This window comes from Empedobacter sp. EJD.6dd (assembly GCF_057369435.1).
The window spans coordinates 903,292-921,790 of sequence record NZ_CM170667.1; the positions used below are offsets into that span (position 1 = coordinate 903,292).

Sequence of the window (18,499 nt, forward strand, 5' to 3'; positions counted from 1 at the left end):
TTTTAAAACAATAAGAGAACTTTTATAACGGAGAGTTCTTTTGTTGTTTTATCTAACAAGCAGTTCCTCCATCAAATATAATTGTAGTAGTAATTTGATCTGATTTTCTTGTTATCTTAAGTGTTCCAGAAGCTAAAGTAGTATCAGATTCACTATATGTTTTTCCCATTTTAGCTGAAATATCAATAATATAGCGCTCATTCTCCAATCGCAACGTATAACCATTTTCATCGGTTGTAAGCATAGCATCATTTTGTGAATTAAAAACCTCTTTTTCTCCATTTATGGAAATATAATTCACCCAATATTTGTCATCTTTAGAGCTTGTTTGTACATAAATTTCTTGTTGTGCCTTATCCCCTTTTCTATAATAATTAGTAATGCACCCAAACCCCAATTCTTCTTCAGAAAGAATAAGATTATCAACTTTTATTGAAGATGTAGTAGTATTTTTAAAATCTTTTGAAACAGATTTATTTTGACAAGAATTTAATCCAATCATAAAATTAATCAAAAAAATAAATAGATTAGACGTTTTCATATTATCAGGTTTTAATACAAATATAATAAATTATACATTTTCACTAAAAATGTTATTTCTTGATCTACATCAATTTACATTAATTCAGAAACATGTAAATTTGCCCTATTAAAAAGTAAAAAGATATTTTTATACATATATATTCATAGTAAAGTTATTGTATAAAGGGTTAGTTTTAGGTTAGGTTATATAAATAAAGAGCGTTTATTCGCTCTTTATTTTTTATAAAAAATTAACGAAATAATTAGTTTTAGAAATAAAATAGAAATAAGTTTGATTGAACTTATAGAATATAATTTATACAAAGACAATATAACTAAATATTTTAATTCAACACCATGAAAACAATTCATTGCATTCTATTCTCTCTATCTGTTTTAGTTGGAGGAAAAGTAACTGCTCAACAACCAAAAACTTATGATGTTCCATTAATTGGAAATGCTTTTGAAGTTGGATACAAAGAAGGTCCTTCTACCATCACAAAAGTAAATGCCCTTATCTCACCACAAACTAAAAATGTAACAAAAGCTTATTTCAAGGTTTTAGGTACAGGAAATGTAACAATTCACTTAAAAGGAGAAGCTAAAAATGATGCTGAACTAAACGTTGGTTTTAATAAAAAAACTAAAAAATACAATTGGAAATCAGTTGATAAATCTATTTCTGTTGGAACATTTAATATCTCAAAGCCTGGATATCTTTCAGTTGATTTAAGCGGAATTAAAGGTGAAATCGCTATTACTGACTTGATAGTTAGCGGAACAGCTGTAGAAAATGGAATTGTTTATAGTAATGATCCACAATACTATTATTGGGCGAGACGTGGACCTTCTTGTCATTTGGCTTACGAAATTCCAACAGAAAAAAATGTTTCATATTATTACAATGAAATTGTTGTTCCAAAAGAAGAAGATGTTATTGGGTCATATTATATGGCAAATGGTTTTGGAGAAGGATATTTTGGAATTCAAGCTAATTCAGCAACTGAAAGACGAATATTATTTTCAGTATGGAGTCCTTTTGTAACAGATGATCCGAAAAGTATTCCAGATGATGAAAAAATCGTTTTGCTTAAAAAAGGTGAAAATGTAAAGACAGGAGAATTTGGAAACGAAGGTTCTGGTGGACAAAGTTATATGAAGTACAATTGGAAAGCTGATACCACTTATAAATTTTTATTAAAAGGTGTTCCAAATGGCGATAATTCTACAACTTATACTGCTTGGTTTTTTATGCCAGAAACAAATAAGTGGGAGATTATTGCAAGTTTCAAACGTCCTAAAACAAATACTTATTTAAAAAGATTTCATTCATTTTTAGAGAACTTCATGCCTACACAAGGTTATTTAACACGAAAAGTAAACTTCAATAATCAATGGGTTTACGATGGAGAATGGAAAAAAGTAAACGCAACAAAACTTACTGTTGACGCTACATACAAAGCAAATCAACGTGTTGATGCTACAGGAGGAAAAACTTCTTCTGGATATTTTTTGAAAATGGGAGGATTTTTTAATGAAATTGAACAACCTGGAACATTATTCAAATTTGAGAATAAACAGAGTGCGCCAAGCATTGATTTTACAACATTACCATAATCAATATTAATAAAAAACGGTTGGAACTTTCAACCGTTTTTTATTTAAGTTAATTTCATATCACCATCTTTGATCCAGTTTTTCTTTTTCATGAAATAATAAATTACATAAGAAATTATAGCTGGAGCAATAAATTGTAAGATTATTATTGATGTTAAAATATAAGATGTATCAAATTTAGATTTCATTGCATTAAAAGTTTCTATTTGACCTACCAATCCACAAGATCCCATACCTGATTCTAATGCTGTATTTTCCATTTTAAAATAGATAATTGCTATTGGACCAATAATAGCCGAAGCCAGAGTTGGAGGAATCCAAATCTTCCAGTTTTTATAAATATTAGGTACTTGCAACATACTTGTTCCTAATCCTTGAGCTAAAAGTCCTTTCAAGCCATTATCTTTAAAACTAATTGTTGCAAATCCTATCATTTGAGCACAACATCCTATTGTTGCAGCCCCTGCTGCTAATCCGTCTAACTCTAACATTAAACATAATGCGGCAGATGAAATAGGTAATGTCAATACTATTCCAACAATCACAGCAATAACAATTCCCATAATAAAAGGATTTGAATCTGTAGATAACATAATTAATTCCCCAATCCATTTCATCATTTGCTGAACAGAAGGTCCTATAACTTGTGCCAACACTACTCCTACCAAAACAGTAACAATTGGTGTAATAACAATATCTATTCGCGTTTCTCCTGCTACCATTTTACCAATTTCAACCGCAATTATTGTTGCTATAAAAACACCTAATGGTCCACCTAATTGATAAGCTGCAATTCCTACAACAGCGGAAGAGAATAATACCAATTGTGGTGCTCGTAAACTATAAGCAATTGCTAATGAAATCGCTGGACCAGTTGCTTGATTTGCTACTGGCCAAACAACATCTTTTAGAAATGTAATAGAAAATTCTTCTCCAATCGTTTTCAAAATTGTACCAACCAATAAAGTCGCAAATAAACCATAAGCCATTGCGCCCATTGCATCGATAAAATATCGTTTTGCAGAAATATGAATATCTTTTTTTAATAGAAATTCTTTCATTGATGAATAAATATGATTACAAAGATGAGTTAAAATATTAGAATTATTTTATTTACACTATTATATCAATTACTTTGAAAATATAAAATGATATTATTAATGCTAATGCTGAGTTTAACAAATCAAAAGCAATCGATACTCACCGTTCTCAACTGGTGCTCTATGTACACATGGTAATACCATTTGATTTGGATGATCGACAGCTAATCTCCAAAGATTTCCTAGTCCTAAATTAATAGGATGAGCATTTGATTTTGTTTGATAATGTAAATCAAAGTAATTTTCCTTCAGAAAAGTATCAAAATTCACTTCTGAATTATCATATAACTTCATTAATTGTGCTCTTATTTCAGGAATCAAAATTTTTTGTTCAACATCGTCATTAGAAATAATATCACTCACAGAACCAAAGTATGTGCATAAATAAGTATCTGTGTCAATTGGAGAACGATCAACATGAAAAGAATAAACATCTGTAGAGATAAAATCAAATTCATCATCACGATCGTATTTTTTCAATAAATTTAAAGAAGGCTGAGCTCCAAAAGCAGTCAAATTAACTATATCTTCCAAAATAATTTCTCTTGCAACATTTCCTTTTTCAGATAATTTCAAATCGTTTAAATCTGCAATTGAAACTTCCGTAACATCCTCCTTAAATTGTAATTGAGAAACAATTTCTTTAAAATCTCCTTTTAAATTACGCTCCCAACAAATTGCATTTTTTTCATCATGAAAATCAGTATTCACAAGCTCAGAAAAAGAAGATGCTACTTCAACATGCTTACAATTAGAAAAGGTGTTATTCATATTTTTAAAAGTAATTTATAACTACAAATTTATGTTTTTTAGTAAAAATGATAACAGATTTAATAAAAAAACCCCATCTTTCGATGAGGCTGTTTTATACTGCTTAAACTAAATAATTCAATCTATACTTTTGTTAGAAAGATATTCTAATATTATTTTAAAATCTGTTTAAATTTAGATTTAAATTTTGCAATTTTTGGACCTACAACAGCAGAACAATAAGGTTGATCTGGATTTTCGTTATAATAACCTTGATGATAATCTTCGGCAGACCAAAATTTATCTAAAGGCTCGATAGTTGTTACAAATTTATCTTCGTATAAAAGTCCATTATCAAATTCTTTTAACGATTCTTCAGCTAGTTCTTTTTGTTTTTCTGACGTATAAAAAATACTCGAACGATACTGTGTACCAACATCATTTCCCTGTCTATTTAACTGTGTTGGATTATGAATATTCCAAAAAATTTCTAATAATTCTTTATAGGAAATTACTTCATTATCAAAGGTTACTTCAACTACTTCTGCATGATTGGTATCTGTGTCGCAAACTTGACGATAAGTTGGATTTTCCACATTACCTCCTGCAAAACCAGAAATAGCTTTCTCTACTCCATTTATTGAATTAAAAATTCCTTCAACGCACCAAAAACAACCTGCGCCTAATACTGCTACTTCCTTACTCATCTTTATTTAATTTTATTAATGAAATAGAATTTATATGTTAACAATTAAATTCTACTTATATCAATTGAAATGCTGTATCATCTTTAACATCACCGATTACGAATGTACTATGTGTGCTACCTATTACTTTTATCGTAGTTAATTTATTTACCATAAAATCTCTGTATTCGTCCATATTTTCAAAAGACATCTTGATAATATAATCATAGTCACCACTTACATGATAACTCGCTTGCACTTCCTTTAAATTCACAATTTCATTTTCAAAAATTTTGATATTATCTGCAGAATGTTGCTGTAATTTAATATGACTAAACACAAGTAATTCTCTATTGATAAGTCTTCTATTCACCAATGCAACATACTTCGAAATAATTCCAGATTTCTCCAGTTTTTTAATTCTTTCGTGAATTGCTGTTGATGACAAGTTGAGCTTATCAGATAGTTCTTTGTAGGTTATTTTACTATTTTCTTGTAGGTACATTAGTAGCTGCTGATCGAGAGTGTCAAATTTCATCTTGTAATTAATTTTTTTCTAAAGTAAGAATAATATTTTGAATAATTATCTAAAACTTTACTAAAAAATAACTCATTATAGAAAATATATTCGCAAATTATTAAATATCATATCTTTTATTCTGAATTTATTTTTCCCAACCATCATACTCTACTAAATTAATAGAATAATATTTAACTATTTTCTTTCATTATTCATTTTATTCATTGTATATTTGAGCTCGAAAAAAAATCGAGAGGAATGATTTGACTGATTGCAGCCTCATTAAAAACAATTGCTAAAACAGGACTTCAGTTATATCCTTCCCTCATATATCTTAAAAAAGTATAGAAATGTCATATTTATTTACATCAGAGTCAGTTTCTGAGGGGCATCCGGATAAAATTGCCGATCAAATTTCTGATTCGATTTTAGATCACTTTTTAGCATTTGATGCAAAAAGTAAAGTTGCTTGCGAAACTTTAGTTACAACTGGACAAGTTGTATTAGCAGGAGAAGTAAAATCAAATTCATACATCGATTTACAACGTGTTGCCAGAGAAACTATTTCTGAAATTGGTTATACAAAAAGTGAATATATGTTTGATGCTAATTCTTGTGGAATTTTATCTGCAATTCACGAGCAATCTCCAGATATTAATCAAGGTGTAGATAGAAATTCTGATGAAGAGCAAGGTGCTGGTGACCAAGGAATGATGTTTGGTTATGCAACAAGCGAAACAGAAAACTACATGCCTTTAGCATTAGATTTATCTCACAGATTATTAAAAGAATTGGCACATATTCGTAAATACGAAAAAGATTTATTACCATATTTACGCCCTGATGCAAAATCTCAGGTAACTATTGAATATGATAATGATAACAAACCAGTTCGTATCGATACAATTGTAATCTCTACACAACATGACGATTTCGCTAATGAAGAAGCAATGAGAGATAAAATTACAAACGACTTAGTTAGTATTTTGATTCCTCGTGTTAAAGCGCAATTACCTGTTCATTTACGTGATTTATTTACGGATAGTATTACTTACCATATTAACCCAACAGGGAAATTTGTAATTGGAGGACCTCACGGAGATACAGGTTTAACTGGACGTAAAATCATTGTAGATACTTATGGAGGTAAAGGTGCTCACGGAGGTGGTGCTTTTTCTGGAAAAGATCCATCTAAAGTAGACCGTTCTGCAGCTTATGCAGCTCGTCATATTGCTAAAAACTTAGTTGCAGCTGGTGTTGCAGAAGAAGTTTTAGTACAAGTTTCTTATGCAATTGGTGTTGCGGCGCCTGTTTCATTATTAGTTAATACATTTGGGACTGAAAAAGTTAATTTAACTGAAGGAGAAATTTCTAAAAAAGTTTCTGAAATCTTTGACATGAAACCTTTCGCTATCGAACAAAGATTAAAATTAAGAAACCCTATTTACAAGGAAACTGCATCTTATGGACACTTAGGTAGAGAACCTAAAACGGTTTCAAAACGTTTTGAATCTGCTAATGGACAAGATGTTGTTGAAGTTGAAGTTGAATTATTTACATGGGAAAAATTAGACTTCGTTGATCAAATTAAAGAAGCTTTCGCATTATAATTCGAATTATTTATATAAACATAAAAAAACCACTCAATGAGTGGTTTTTTATGTTTAATAATCTATTTAATTGCATTAACAAACCACTTTCGATTTTTATCTTGATACGAAATATTGATACTATCTTTATTCATAATAATAAACTTTATAGGCGTCCAATTTACATTTCGTAACGAATTAGAACCCGTCATTTCCATCTCAACATTTTCTATTACATCTATTTTTTTATTATTAGTTGTCACAAATTCATACGTATAACTAATATTTCTTTTAGACACCTTAACTACTCCACTATCTGAAATACTATTTCCCAAAGAATCTTGAAAAACAATAAAACGTCTTTCATATTTTTCTTTAAAAACTGTATTTTGACTATCATCTTCATTATTACAAGAAAATAACATCATCAAAATAGAAATTACAATTAAGCTCGTTCTCATTGAAAATCAATTTATACAATAAACAACTTTCAGCTCAAAATATTGCATAAAAAAGACGTTCTTCAAAGAACGTCTTTTCGATTATTTTTAATTTAATAATTATCTTGTAGCATTAGCAGTCCAAGTTTTACCATCTTTCGTATAAAGAATTGTCAACTTAGAATTGTCAATTTTAATATAAGAAGTTTCATTAGATCCAACGCTCACTAATGTATTATCTCCTTTTTTCTCAAACTCGATTCCATTCAAATCTGGAATTTTATCTGAAAAAGCAAAATTATATTTAGTTCCACTTGCAATTTTTGTTACAAAAATACTTCCATTATCAGAAGTTAAATAACTATTTGCATCTCGATAGCTAATTCCTCCTTTGTACGTTCCTGCAAAAAAATCATTATTTGCTGGATCATCATCATCACTACAAGCTGTAAAAACGAATAAAGCGAAAAAAGTTACCGCTAATAATTTCAATAGATTCTTCATGTTTTTTTATTTTAATTGGTTTAACACAATCAATATTTTCAATTATAATACCACAAAATGTTAAAGAAAATCGATAAAGTAAATTTTAACATTTTTAACTCTCATAAAAAATCGTATTTTTGAAGCTATAAATAATACCTATAAACATGAATTTATTGCAAGGTAAAACAGCAATCGTTACAGGCGCAACTCGCGGTATTGGAAAAAGTATTGCTGAAGTTTTTGTGAAAAATGGCGCTAACGTTGCCTTTACTTATGCTTCTTCTGTAGAAAAAGCAAAAGCTTTGGAAGAAGAATTAGGACAATTTGGTAAAGTAAAAGGATATCAATCTGATGCCTCAGATTACGAAGCTGCTCAAAAATTAGTAGAAGATGTAATTGCTGAGTTTGGACAAGTTGATATTGTGATCAATAATGCTGGAATTACGAAAGATAATTTGTTGATGAGAATGTCTGCAGAAGATTTTGAAAAAGTTATTCAAACAAACTTAAATTCAGCTTTCAACTTAACAAAAGCAGTTATTAAACCAATGATGAAACAACGTTCTGGTTCTATCGTGAACATGTCTTCTATTGTTGGAATAAAAGGAAATGCAGGACAAGCAAATTATGCAGCTTCTAAAGCAGGTTTAATTGGTTTCTCTAAATCCGTTGCTTTAGAATTAGGTTCTCGTAATATCCGTTGTAATGCAATTGCTCCAGGTTTTATCGAAACTGAAATGACAGAAGTTTTAGATCAAAAAGTGGTTGAAGAATGGCGCAATGGTATTCCATTAAAACGTGGAGGACAGCCAGAAGACGTTGCAAACGCATGTTTATTCTTAGCTTCAGATTTATCAAGTTATGTAACAGGACAAGTTTTGAGTGTAGACGGAGGTTTACATACTTAATTCTTAAAAATATCATACTTTTTGAAAGGTTTTGTTTAGTAAATTTGCTAATCAAAACCTTTTATAATTTAAGACAACTACGTTGAGAAAAATATCAAATAAATTAAATGTTCAATTAATTGCCGAAACTTTTTTGGCTTTCGGAATTGATCATATCGTATTATCGCCAGGATCTCGAAATGGAGCATTGACTATGCAATTTGCCAATGACAAACGATTCAAAACATATAGTGTAATCGACGAACGTTCGGCTGGATTTGTTGCTTTAGGAATGGCACAGCAAATCCAGAAACCTGTTGTAGTTTGTTGTACATCTGGTTCGGCAACTGCAAATTATTATCCTGCGATTACAGAAGCTTTTTTTCAGAATGTTCCAATAATTGTACTTTCTGCAGATCGTCCCGAGCATTTGGTTGATAATTTTGATGGACAAACAATCCGTCAACATAATTTATTCGAAAAGCATTCTGTTCATAATGTTCAATTATCAGAAAGTGAAGAAACGGATGATTTGACTCGAAATATGTTATTGACAAAATATGCGTTGATTGATTGTTTACATAAATCAGCACCAATTCATATCAACATGCCTTTTTCTGAACCTTTATACGAATCGGTTACAACGCCAGATATTGAAATTGACAATATAACAATAGATGAGAAGATTTATCCTGAAATTGATGTGATTGATTTTATGAAACGTTGGAATTCTTCGAATCGTAAAATGATTTTGGTTGGATTGCATCATCCGAATTCCGAATTTGATCATTTGTTGAAACAATTAGCACAAGATAATTCGGTTGTCGTTTTAACAGAAGTTACGTCGAATATTCATGACGAACGATTTTTTAATAAAATAGATCAAGTCATTTTTCCTTATTCTGAAGAAGAATTAGAAGCTTTGAAACCTGATATTTTATTGACAATTGGACAAAATATAGTTTCGAAAAAGATTAAAAAATTCTTACGAGAAAAACAACCAACGCAACATTGGCATTTAGACGAATATTGGCAACCTGATACTTTCCAGGCGTTAACGGATAAAATTGAAACAAAACCTGAATTGTTTTTAGAGCAATTTGTTCCATTTATTAATCCAAAAGAATCGGATTATTATACAACATGGAATTCTATACGAGAAGCAAACAATATCAAACACAAAAATTACATCAATATGATACCGTTTTGTGATTTGAAAGCATTTGATTCTATAATAAGAAATTATCCTGAAAATTGGCAAATTCAATACGGAAATTCGACTGTTATTCGTTACGGATTGTTGTTCGATCACCACCATTCTAATCCAGTTTTTTGTAATCGTGGAACAAGTGGAATTGATGGTTCTACATCTACAGCGATTGGCGCTTGTATTGCTTCTGAACAAAATACAGTAATGATTACAGGTGATATTTCGTTTTTCTATGATTCGAATGCGTTATGGAATGTAAACATGCCGAATAATTTCAGAATTATTTTGATTAATAATGGTGGCGGAAATATTTTCAAATTTATTCCTGGTCCTTCAGAAACTGACGTTGTAGAAGATTATTTTGAAACCAAACATCATTTTACTGCAGAACATTTAGCAAAAATGTTTGATTTTGAATACCAAGTTGTTTCGAATTTAACTGATTTAGAAAATACGTTCACTGATTTTTACGCAGAAAGTAATCGTCCTAAGATTTTAGAAATTGATACAAGAAACGCTGCAAATGATGCTATTTTGAGAGGATACTTCAGTAGTTTGAAATAATATATAGAGCCGAGTTAGTTACTCGGCTTTTTCTATTTATACAATTTCAATTTTCTCTCCTAAAAACTTTGGTTGAACACCAAAAAAGTCATCGATGAAAACTTTAGTTCTAGCAAAATATTCGCGAATATTTGTTTTCAATCCTGCATGTCTATTCACATCTTTTGCATTAAATCCGTACGCTTTAATTCCATTTTGACGCGCAATATAGACCGCTCGTTGATTATGAAATTCTTGGGAAACAACAATAAATTCGTTCTGGTCAAAAATTTCTTTTGCGCGTATCATCGAATCTAACGTTCTAAAACCTGCATAATCTAAATAAATGATATTTTCTGGAACTCCATTTTTTATCAAAGCTTGTTTCATAGCTTCGGGTTCATTATAATTCTTTTGACCATGATCTCCACTCAAAATAAAATGTGTAACCTTTCCTGACTGATACAATTTTGTAGCCGCTTCTATACGATAGGTAAAATAATAATTTTGATAGCCACTTACCAAATTTGGTGCAGTTCCGAGAACAACCGCAACTTTAGTTTTTGGCAATTTATCAAGATTAGATGTTACAAATTCTTCTGTAGAATGTTCAATTTTATAATTTGCAAATGCAGTAAACAAAAGACAAATAATGCAAAATAGTATTCCGTATTTAAATGTATTTATAATAATATTCCTTGTCTTAGATTTCATAAGTTGATTCGATTGATTTTTAGCTAAAATACATGATTAACTTGATTTTACACAATAAAAAAAGCAGCTAAAAAGCTGCTTTTTTATATAATATGTAAATAGATTACTCTTTAATACGCTCTACATAAGAACCATCTTCTGTGTTGATTTTCACTTTATCACCTTCATTGATAAATAAAGGAACGCGAATTTCAGCACCAGTTTCAGTTGTTGCAGGTTTTGTAGCATTTGTAGCTGTATCACCTTTAAGACCTGGCTCTGTGTATGTAATTTCCATGATTACAGTATTTGGTAACTCAGCTGCTAAAGCTGTTTCATCAGAAGCACGGAATAAGATTTTCACCTCGTCACCAGCTTTCATAAATTGAGAGTTATCAATCAAATCTTTGTTTAAGTAAACTTGAGAGAAATCGTCATTATTCATGAAATGGAAACCATTATCATCTTCGTATAAATATTGGTAGTTACGTGTTTCTACACGAACTTCTTCAATTTTATGTCCTGCAGAAAATGTATTATCTAATACTTTTCCGTTTGTTAATGATTTTAATTTTGTACGAACAAAAGCAGGACCTTTACCTGGTTTTACGTGTAAAAATTCGATAATCTTGTAGGTATCATTGTTAAAAACGATGCATAAACCTTTTCTAATATCAGCAGTTGTTGCCATTTATTCTATTTTGTTATTTTGATTAAACTCCCGAACTATATCCTTTCATAATTCCTCGATCACTTGTATTAATAAAATTCAAGATCACTTCACGATAATGTGAATCTGGAAATTTTTCTAAGATTTGTTCTACAGCTTGAGATACATTATTCTTTTGTTGATATAATATTCTATAAATACCTTGAATTTCGAAAATTTCTTCTGATGAAAAACCTTTTCTTCTTAATCCAATTGCATTTACTCCCGCATAAGTTACAGGATTTTTTGCAGCCTTTACATAAGGAGGAACATCTTTACGAATTTGTGTTGCACCTGCAACAAAAGCATGTTCTCCAATTTTTGTAAATTGATGAACGGCACTATATCCACCAATAAAAGCAAAATCCCCAACTTCTATATGTCCTGCTAAACCAACCGCATTTACGATAACAACATTATTACCAACAACACAATCGTGTGCAATGTGTGCAGTAGCCATAATTAAACAGTTGTCTCCAATTTTAGTATAACCTAAAGCGTTTGTTCCTTTATTTACAGTAACACATTCACGAATTGTTGTATTGTCACCTATATAAGTTAAAGTTTTTTCACCTTCGTACTTCAAATCTTGAGGTTCACCAGAAATTACAGTACCAGGATAAATCTTACAATTTTTCCCAATACGAGCTCCTGACATAATTGTTACATTAGGACCAATCCATGTTCCATCACCAATTTCTACATCTTCGTAAACAGAAGAAAAGGGACTGATTGTAACATTTTCACCTATTATTGCAGTTGGATGAACATATGCCATCGGATGATTCATAACTTCCATTTCTTTAATTATTCTTTTGTAATAACTGCCATCATTTCTGCCTCCACAGCGATTTGATTGTTCACATATCCAATTCCTTGCATATGAACAATTCCTCTTCTAATTGGTTCAACTAACTCTAATTTAAACACCAATGTATCCCCTGGAATAATTTTACGTTTAAATTTAGCACTTTCAATTTTCATGAAATAAGTTGAATAATCTTGAGGATTTTCTAACTCTCCCAAAATTAATAAACCTCCTAATTGAGCCATTGCTTCTATTTGTAATACACCTGGCATTACTGGTTCTTTAGGAAAATGTCCAACAAAGAAAGGTTCATTCATTGTTACATTTTTTATACCAACTAAGCCTGTTGCAGTTTTAGAAATTACCTTGTCAATCAATAAAAATGGAGGACGATGAGGTAATAACTTCATGATATCATTGATATCATAAACTGGTTCTGCTGTCAAATCAAATTCTGGAACTTTGTTACGTTGAGCCAATTTGATTTGTTTGCTTAATTTTTTTGCAAAATTTGTATTTGTATGATGTCCAGGCTTTGTTGCAATAATTTTAGCCTTTAATTTTTTTCCTACTAACGCTAAATCTCCTACAACGTCTAATAATTTGTGACGTGCAGCTTCGTTTGGATAATGTAAAGTCAAATGATCTAAAATTCCGTTTGGACGAATAGAAACATCTTCTCTATTGAAAGCTTTACATAATTTTTCTTTCGTTTCTGGTGTAATTTCTTTGTCAACATAAACAATTGCATTGTCTAAATCTCCTCCTTTTACTAAACCAGCTTCTAACAATTGTTCTAACTCATGTAAGAAACAAAATGTTCTTGCTTGAGAGATGTCTTGTTTGAAATTTTTTATTGATGTTAAAGTCGCATTTTGAGTTCCTAAAACTTTCGTTCCAAAATCTACCATTGCTGTAACTTGATATTCATCTGCAGGAATCGCAGTGATTTCCGATCCTGTTTCTGGATCTACGTATGTTACAATTTCTTTAATTCTATAATATTCTCTGTCTTTATCTTGTTCAACAATTCCAGCAGTTTCTATCGCTTCTACGAAAAAACGTGAAGAACCATCCATAATTGGTGGTTCTGCATTATCTATTTCGATATAGCAATTATCAATATCCATACCTACTAGAGCAGCTAAAACGTGTTCTGTTGTATGTACTTTAACTCCCTTCTTCTCTAAAGTTGTTCCTCTAGCTGTGCTCACAACATATTGTGCATCAGCTTCTACTTGAGGTTGACCTTCTAAATCTGTTCTAACAAATACAAATCCTGTATCTGGTTCAGCTGGTTTAAATGTTAAGGTAACAAATTTACCTGTATGTAAGCCAACACCTTTTAGAACGGCTTCATTCGCTAAAGTTTTTTGTTTATCAGACATTAACTTCTACTTTTGTTTGTTCTCTTTTTCTAATTTATCGATTCGTTTCACAATTTCTGGAAACTTTCTAAAATGTACGTAGGATTTTCTAAAGCTTGCCGCTTCCATTGCAGGTGAACCATACAATTGCGTTTTACTTTCTACATCTCCGTTAATACCACTTTGAGCTTGTACTTGTACAAAATCTCCAATTGTCAAGTGTCCTGCAATACCAACTTGACCTCCAATCATACAATTACGTCCAATTTTTGTAGAACCTGCTACTCCACTTTGCGAAGCAATTACAGTATTTTCTCCAATTTGAACGTTGTGAGCAATTTGAATTTGGTTATCTAATTTTACTCCTTTACGAATAATTGTAGATCCCATTGTTGCTCTATCTATTGTAGACCCTGCTCCAATCTCAACATTATCCTCGATTATAACATTCCCAATTTGAGGAATTTTCTCGAAAGATCCGTCAGGATTTGGTGCAAAACCGAAACCATCTGCTCCTATTACTACATTAGAATGAATGATACAATTTTGACCAATTTCACACTCTTCATACACTTGTACGCCCGAATGTAAAATTGTATTATCACCAATCTTAGCATGATCACCAATTGTTACATTTGGATATATCTTTACATTATTTCCTATTGAAACGTTAGCTCCAATGTAAGAAAAACTTCCGATATATACATTATCTCCTAGCTGAGCGGTAGAATTTACTTTCGTATATTCTTCTATTCCAACTTTATTATTTTTTATTGTATTATAATATTGTAAGAGTTGCGTAAAGGCTTGATAAGCGTCTTCCACTACAATCAATGTAGATGAAATAGAATCTGTTGCTACAAAATCTTTACTCACAATCACAATAGAAGCGTTTGTTGTATAGATAAAATGTTCGTATTTCGGGTTAGCCAAAAACGAAATCGAACCTTCTTTTCCCTCCTCTATCTTTGATAATGTGGAAACCTCTACATTTGCATCACCTTTTACAGTTCCTTGCAATAATTGCGCAATCTCTGCAGCTTTAAATTTCATAGTCTGCAAAACTAATAATTATTCTTAAATTTATAAAATGATTATTTAAGTAATTTAACTTTTTTGTCAAATTCTTCTAATCACTATTTATACGCTATGATAATGGTATTTTGTAATCTCTTGTTGCAAAAACTGTGTTAGTAAACTTTTTTCTGAACTTGAAATTTCTTTTACCTCTCCATTTTTATATAAAACTTTGATCGGATTTTTTGATTTTTCATACGGAACAATCTTTATTGTTGTTTGTTCCACAAAATAACTTGCATCGTCAATTCCTAAAGCTTTTGATACTCTATTTTTTTCTACTAAAATTTCTTTTTCAGATAATTTATTATCCATTAAATATGACTTTGGTAACGTACGTTGAATAATATTTTTAGATAATTTACTCAGAATCAAATCATCATGAAATTGCCATTCTTTTATCGATGAAAGCACATCACTATCATCCAAACGAGTAAAAATTTCCAATCCTTCTTTCGACAAACTACCTACTTCATTTTCTTCTAAAAAATAATTAAACGCAAAAGTTGCAAAGAGATTATCTCCCGCTTTCTTTAATTCTTTAGCTCTTCTCAGCACACTAATCAAAAAATTTTCTGCAGTAAACGATTTTTTGTGCATATACACTTGCATATACATAAACAAACGCGCCATTAAAAATTTTTCGACAGACGAAATTCCTTTTGCTTCTATCACCAATTCATTATTCTCAACATTCATCATCGAAATAATTCGTTCTGGATTAATATTTCCTTCAACAACACCAGAATAAAAACTATCTCGCTTCAAATAATCCATACGATCACAATCTAACTGGCTTGAAACCAATTGCGACAAAAATTTTTTCGGATGATTTCCTTTAAAAATCTGAATTGCTATAGTTAATCGATTGTTAAATGTTTGATTTAATTCTTCCATCAAACGAAGTGAAATTTCTTCATGATGAGAACCATTAATAATCGAATGTTCAAGAGAATGAGAAAAAGGACCATGTCCCAAATCATGCAAAAGAATAGCGATTAAAGCACCATTTTCTTCTTCGGGAGTTATGTCAACGTTTTTTCTCTTAAGAATATTTAAGGCTTTTTGCATTAAATGCATACAGCCTAAAGCGTGATGAAAGCGTGAATGTCTTGCTCCAGGATACACCATTTCTGTTAATCCTGTTTGTGAAATTCTACGAAGACGTTGAAAATACGGATGTTGAATAATCTGATAAATAAGCTCGTTTGGAATCGTTATAAATCCATGAACTGGATCATTTACTATCTTCAACTTATTATTGTTTAATGGATTCAAACGTACTATTTTATTAGCAAAGATATGAATTTTTAGTTATTCAAAACGTGTCTTTTTCATTAAGAAGCCTTTTTCTCAAATATTTTTATCAAAAATCATTTTTGGAATTATTTATGCTAATTAATGATCGCAAATTTTAGCAAAACTCATACTTTGTTTAACATACAATTTAGACTTTAACATTTCTGTTATCGCTATATTTGGAATAATTCTGAAAACAGAAAATCATTATAAAAAAATAAATTATTACAAATGGCTATAAAAATTTTATGGATTGATGATGAAATCGATTTATTGAAACCACACCAACTTTTTTTAGAGAAAAAAGGCTACGAAACTACAATGATAAATAATGCAACTGATGCATTAGAAGAAATAGAAAAAGAGAACTTTTCTGCTGTTTTGATCGATGAAAACATGCCTGGTCTAAGTGGTTTAGAAGCTTTACCAAAAATAAAAGAAATGCGTCCAAATCTTCCTGTAATCATGGTTACGAAAAGTGAAGAAGAACATATTATGGAAGATGCAATTGGTGCGCATATCGCCGATTATTTGATTAAACCAGTAAATCCAAATCAGATTTTATTGAGTTTGAAAAAGATTTTAGATGCTTCGAAAATTATTTCAGAAAAAACGGTCATCAACTATCAACAAGAATTCAGAAATATCACAATGGATATGATGAATGCACGTGATTATGAAGATTGGCAAGAGATTTACAAAAAATTAGTTTATTGGGAACTTGAGCTTGAAAACATAGAAGATACTGCTTTAACGCAAATCATCGAAAATCAGAAAAGTGAAGCAAATGCGGCTTTCTTTAAATTTATCGAAAGAAATTATGAAGATTGGTTACACGATGAAGAAGATCGTCCAGTTTTGTCTCACACCATTTTCAATCAATTGATTCGTCCTCACCTTGGAAAAGAAGAAAATGTATTGTTGATTATGGTTGATAACTTACGTTACGATCAATGGAAAGTAATTGAACCTATTTTTAATCGTTATTACAATTCTGAGGCAGAAAATCTTTATTATAGTATATTACCTTCAGCAACACAATACGCTAGAAATGCTTTCTTTTCGGGCTTGATGCCTTTGGAAATTGAAAAAAAGTATCCTGAATTTTGGTTGAATGATACAGATGAAGGAAATAAAAATATGCACGAAAAAGAGTTACTGGGAGAACAATTAAAACGTCTTGGTTTAGGTAATTTATCATACAATTATTTCAAAATTTTAAATTCTGATTTCGAGAAAAAAATTGCAGATGATTTTAACAACTACAAAAACAATAATCTAAACGTAATTGTCTACAACTTTATTGACATTCTTTCGCATGCTAAGACAGATAATCGCATTGTAGGAGAAATGATTCGCGATGATAAAACGTATCGTTCTATTACAAAACATTGGTTTGAAAATTCATACTTAATGGAGATTGTAAAAAAAGCGGCGCATGAAAAAATGAAAATCATTGTAACAACTGATCATGGAACAATTTACGTAAAAGAGCCTACAAAAGTTATTGGTGATAAAGAAGCAAGTACAAATTTACGATACAAATTAGGAAAACAATTGCAATACGATCCGAAAGATGTTTTAGCCGTAGATCAACCAGAAAAATTCCTTTTACCTAAGGTAAATGTGACGTCAAAGTATATCTTTGCAAAAGAAAATTTATTTTTAACGTATCCAAAAAATTACAATCATTTCGTTAATTATTACAAAAACACTTACCAACATGGTGGAATTTCGTTAGAAGAAATAATTATCCCAATGGTTGTTTTAACACCAAAAAATTAAATGGAATTTATCATCAATAATTTAGACGAATTACCAGAAGTTGCAAATCAAATAATTGATCAACTTCAGTATAAATTAATCACTTTCGAAGGAGAAATGGGAGCTGGAAAAACAACTTTTATCAAAGAGTTTGTAAAAGCTTTAGGTACAAGCGATGAAATATCAAGTCCAACTTTTTCGATTGTAAACGAATATGATACCGACAAAGGAAAGGTTTTTCATTTCGATTTTTATCGTCTAAATCATGAAGATGAAGCATTAGATTTTGGTATAGAAGAATATTTATACTCTAATCAATATTGTTTAATGGAATGGCCAAATAAAATTGCTAACTTTATACCTGATGAACACCACAGCATTACAATAGAAAATGTAGATGGAATTCGTCATTTAAATTTTAGCTAATACTAT

General features: G+C 30.5%; 19 protein-coding genes. 6 read left to right on the forward strand and 13 right to left on the reverse strand.

Annotated elements, in window-relative coordinates:
• Positions 1-52: 52 nt before the first annotated feature.
• Positions 53-541 carry a hypothetical protein gene (locus AC2I98_RS04215; RefSeq protein WP_486413381.1) on the reverse strand — a complete coding sequence of 163 codons (489 nt, stop codon included), beginning with the start codon at positions 539-541 and terminating at the stop codon, positions 53-55.
• A gap of 338 nt (positions 542-879) precedes the next feature.
• Between AC2I98_RS04215 and AC2I98_RS04220 the strand changes: the two genes are divergently transcribed.
• Positions 880-2,139 carry a DUF3472 domain-containing protein gene (locus AC2I98_RS04220; protein WP_486413382.1) on the forward strand — a complete coding sequence of 420 codons (1,260 nt, stop codon included), beginning with the start codon at positions 880-882 and terminating at the stop codon, positions 2,137-2,139.
• A gap of 44 nt (positions 2,140-2,183) precedes the next feature.
• Here AC2I98_RS04220 and AC2I98_RS04225 read toward each other — a convergent pair whose 3' ends face one another.
• The 4 genes from AC2I98_RS04225 to AC2I98_RS04240 form a co-directional block, all read right to left on the reverse strand.
• Positions 2,184-3,200 carry a PTS sugar transporter subunit IIC gene (locus tag AC2I98_RS04225; RefSeq protein WP_486413383.1) on the reverse strand — a complete coding sequence of 339 codons (1,017 nt, stop codon included), beginning with the start codon at positions 3,198-3,200 and terminating at the stop codon, positions 2,184-2,186.
• A gap of 114 nt (positions 3,201-3,314) precedes the next feature.
• Positions 3,315-4,010 carry a DUF1826 domain-containing protein gene (locus AC2I98_RS04230; protein WP_486413384.1) on the reverse strand — a complete coding sequence of 232 codons (696 nt, stop codon included), beginning with the start codon at positions 4,008-4,010 and terminating at the stop codon, positions 3,315-3,317.
• Positions 4,011-4,162: 152 nt separating this feature from the next.
• The gene (msrA, locus tag AC2I98_RS04235; RefSeq protein ID WP_486413385.1) at positions 4,163-4,696 is read right to left on the reverse strand and encodes a peptide-methionine (S)-S-oxide reductase MsrA; all 534 of its coding nucleotides are present in this window, start codon (positions 4,694-4,696) and stop codon (positions 4,163-4,165) included.
• A 55-nt stretch (positions 4,697-4,751) separates the two neighbouring features.
• Positions 4,752-5,213 carry an Lrp/AsnC family transcriptional regulator gene (locus AC2I98_RS04240; RefSeq protein WP_486413386.1) on the reverse strand — a complete coding sequence of 154 codons (462 nt, stop codon included), beginning with the start codon at positions 5,211-5,213 and terminating at the stop codon, positions 4,752-4,754.
• A 332-nt stretch (positions 5,214-5,545) separates the two neighbouring features.
• Between AC2I98_RS04240 and metK the strand changes: the two genes are divergently transcribed.
• On the forward strand, positions 5,546-6,805 hold the full coding sequence (metK, locus tag AC2I98_RS04245) for a methionine adenosyltransferase (RefSeq protein WP_486413387.1): 1,260 nt from the start codon (positions 5,546-5,548) through the stop codon (positions 6,803-6,805).
• 62 nt (positions 6,806-6,867) lie between these two features.
• Here the strand turns inward: metK and AC2I98_RS04250 are convergent, their stop codons facing one another.
• Positions 6,868-7,245 (reverse strand): hypothetical protein, encoded by a 378-nt coding sequence (locus tag AC2I98_RS04250; protein ID WP_486413388.1) that lies wholly within the window; start codon positions 7,243-7,245, stop codon positions 6,868-6,870.
• A 99-nt stretch (positions 7,246-7,344) separates the two neighbouring features.
• Positions 7,345-7,728 (reverse strand): hypothetical protein, encoded by a 384-nt coding sequence (locus tag AC2I98_RS04255; protein WP_486413389.1) that lies wholly within the window; start codon positions 7,726-7,728, stop codon positions 7,345-7,347.
• Positions 7,729-7,874: 146 nt separating this feature from the next.
• Between AC2I98_RS04255 and fabG the strand changes: the two genes are divergently transcribed.
• Positions 7,875-8,618 carry a 3-oxoacyl-[acyl-carrier-protein] reductase gene (gene fabG / locus AC2I98_RS04260; RefSeq protein ID WP_038336119.1) on the forward strand — a complete coding sequence of 248 codons (744 nt, stop codon included), beginning with the start codon at positions 7,875-7,877 and terminating at the stop codon, positions 8,616-8,618.
• 82 nt (positions 8,619-8,700) lie between these two features.
• Entirely contained in the window at positions 8,701-10,371 is a 1,671-nt protein-coding gene (menD, locus tag AC2I98_RS04265) for a 2-succinyl-5-enolpyruvyl-6-hydroxy-3-cyclohexene-1-carboxylic-acid synthase (protein WP_486413390.1), read from the forward strand.
• 36 nt (positions 10,372-10,407) lie between these two features.
• On the opposite strand, the gene AC2I98_RS04270 is transcribed toward menD, so the two are convergent.
• The 6 genes from AC2I98_RS04270 to AC2I98_RS04295 form a co-directional block, all read right to left on the reverse strand.
• Positions 10,408-11,064, reverse strand: coding sequence for a SanA/YdcF family protein (locus tag AC2I98_RS04270; RefSeq protein WP_486413391.1), 657 nt, complete (start codon positions 11,062-11,064; stop codon positions 10,408-10,410).
• Between the two features lie 103 nt (positions 11,065-11,167).
• A complete protein-coding gene (efp, locus tag AC2I98_RS04275; protein ID WP_486413392.1) occupies positions 11,168-11,734 on the reverse strand; it encodes an elongation factor P in 567 nt (188 codons plus the stop codon).
• Between the two features lie 22 nt (positions 11,735-11,756).
• Positions 11,757-12,542: an acyl-ACP--UDP-N-acetylglucosamine O-acyltransferase gene (gene lpxA, locus AC2I98_RS04280; protein ID WP_486414059.1), complete on the reverse strand. Its 786-nt coding sequence runs from the start codon at positions 12,540-12,542 to the stop codon at positions 11,757-11,759.
• Positions 12,543-12,559: 17 nt separating this feature from the next.
• Positions 12,560-13,948 (reverse strand): bifunctional UDP-3-O-[3-hydroxymyristoyl] N-acetylglucosamine deacetylase/3-hydroxyacyl-ACP dehydratase, encoded by a 1,389-nt coding sequence (locus tag AC2I98_RS04285; RefSeq protein WP_486413393.1) that lies wholly within the window; start codon positions 13,946-13,948, stop codon positions 12,560-12,562.
• 6 nt (positions 13,949-13,954) lie between these two features.
• Entirely contained in the window at positions 13,955-14,980 is a 1,026-nt protein-coding gene (gene lpxD, locus AC2I98_RS04290) for a UDP-3-O-(3-hydroxymyristoyl)glucosamine N-acyltransferase (RefSeq protein WP_486413394.1), read from the reverse strand.
• 87 nt (positions 14,981-15,067) lie between these two features.
• Positions 15,068-16,258: an HD domain-containing protein gene (locus AC2I98_RS04295; protein ID WP_486413395.1), complete on the reverse strand. Its 1,191-nt coding sequence runs from the start codon at positions 16,256-16,258 to the stop codon at positions 15,068-15,070.
• Positions 16,259-16,534: 276 nt separating this feature from the next.
• Here AC2I98_RS04295 and porX point away from each other — a divergent pair, with 276 nt between their 5' ends.
• Both porX and tsaE read left to right on the forward strand, forming a co-directional pair.
• A complete protein-coding gene (gene porX / locus AC2I98_RS04300) occupies positions 16,535-18,088 on the forward strand; it encodes a T9SS response regulator signal transducer PorX (protein ID WP_486413396.1) in 1,554 nt (517 codons plus the stop codon).
• Positions 18,089-18,493 (forward strand): tRNA (adenosine(37)-N6)-threonylcarbamoyltransferase complex ATPase subunit type 1 TsaE, encoded by a 405-nt coding sequence (gene tsaE / locus AC2I98_RS04305; protein WP_486413397.1) that lies wholly within the window; start codon positions 18,089-18,091, stop codon positions 18,491-18,493. It abuts the gene before it with no gap.
• Positions 18,494-18,499: the final 6 nt, after the last annotated feature.

Bases quoted from the DNA above. Each gene is read 5' to 3' on its own strand.
- AC2I98_RS04215 (WP_486413381.1), bottom strand. From the start codon at position 541: ATGAAAACGTCTAATCTATTTATTTTTTTGATTAATTTTATGATTGGA.
- AC2I98_RS04220 (WP_486413382.1), top strand. From the start codon at position 880: ATGAAAACAATTCATTGCATTCTATTCTCTCTATCTGTTTTAGTTGGA.
- AC2I98_RS04225 (WP_486413383.1), bottom strand. From the start codon at position 3,200: ATGAAAGAATTTCTATTAAAAAAAGATATTCATATTTCTGCAAAACGA.
- AC2I98_RS04230 (WP_486413384.1), bottom strand. From the start codon at position 4,010: ATGAATAACACCTTTTCTAATTGTAAGCATGTTGAAGTAGCATCTTCT.
- msrA (WP_486413385.1), bottom strand. From the start codon at position 4,696: ATGAGTAAGGAAGTAGCAGTATTAGGCGCAGGTTGTTTTTGGTGCGTT.
- AC2I98_RS04240 (WP_486413386.1), bottom strand. From the start codon at position 5,213: ATGAAATTTGACACTCTCGATCAGCAGCTACTAATGTACCTACAAGAA.
- metK (WP_486413387.1), top strand. From the start codon at position 5,546: ATGTCATATTTATTTACATCAGAGTCAGTTTCTGAGGGGCATCCGGAT.
- AC2I98_RS04250 (WP_486413388.1), bottom strand. From the start codon at position 7,245: ATGAGAACGAGCTTAATTGTAATTTCTATTTTGATGATGTTATTTTCT.
- AC2I98_RS04255 (WP_486413389.1), bottom strand. From the start codon at position 7,728: ATGAAGAATCTATTGAAATTATTAGCGGTAACTTTTTTCGCTTTATTC.
- fabG (WP_038336119.1), top strand. From the start codon at position 7,875: ATGAATTTATTGCAAGGTAAAACAGCAATCGTTACAGGCGCAACTCGC.
- AC2I98_RS04270 (WP_486413391.1), bottom strand. From the start codon at position 11,064: ATGAAATCTAAGACAAGGAATATTATTATAAATACATTTAAATACGGA.
- efp (WP_486413392.1), bottom strand. From the start codon at position 11,734: ATGGCAACAACTGCTGATATTAGAAAAGGTTTATGCATCGTTTTTAAC.
- lpxA (WP_486414059.1), bottom strand. From the start codon at position 12,542: ATGAATCATCCGATGGCATATGTTCATCCAACTGCAATAATAGGTGAA.
- AC2I98_RS04285 (WP_486413393.1), bottom strand. From the start codon at position 13,948: ATGTCTGATAAACAAAAAACTTTAGCGAATGAAGCCGTTCTAAAAGGT.
- lpxD (WP_486413394.1), bottom strand. From the start codon at position 14,980: ATGAAATTTAAAGCTGCAGAGATTGCGCAATTATTGCAAGGAACTGTA.
- porX (WP_486413396.1), top strand. From the start codon at position 16,535: ATGGCTATAAAAATTTTATGGATTGATGATGAAATCGATTTATTGAAA.
- tsaE (WP_486413397.1), top strand. From the start codon at position 18,089: ATGGAATTTATCATCAATAATTTAGACGAATTACCAGAAGTTGCAAAT.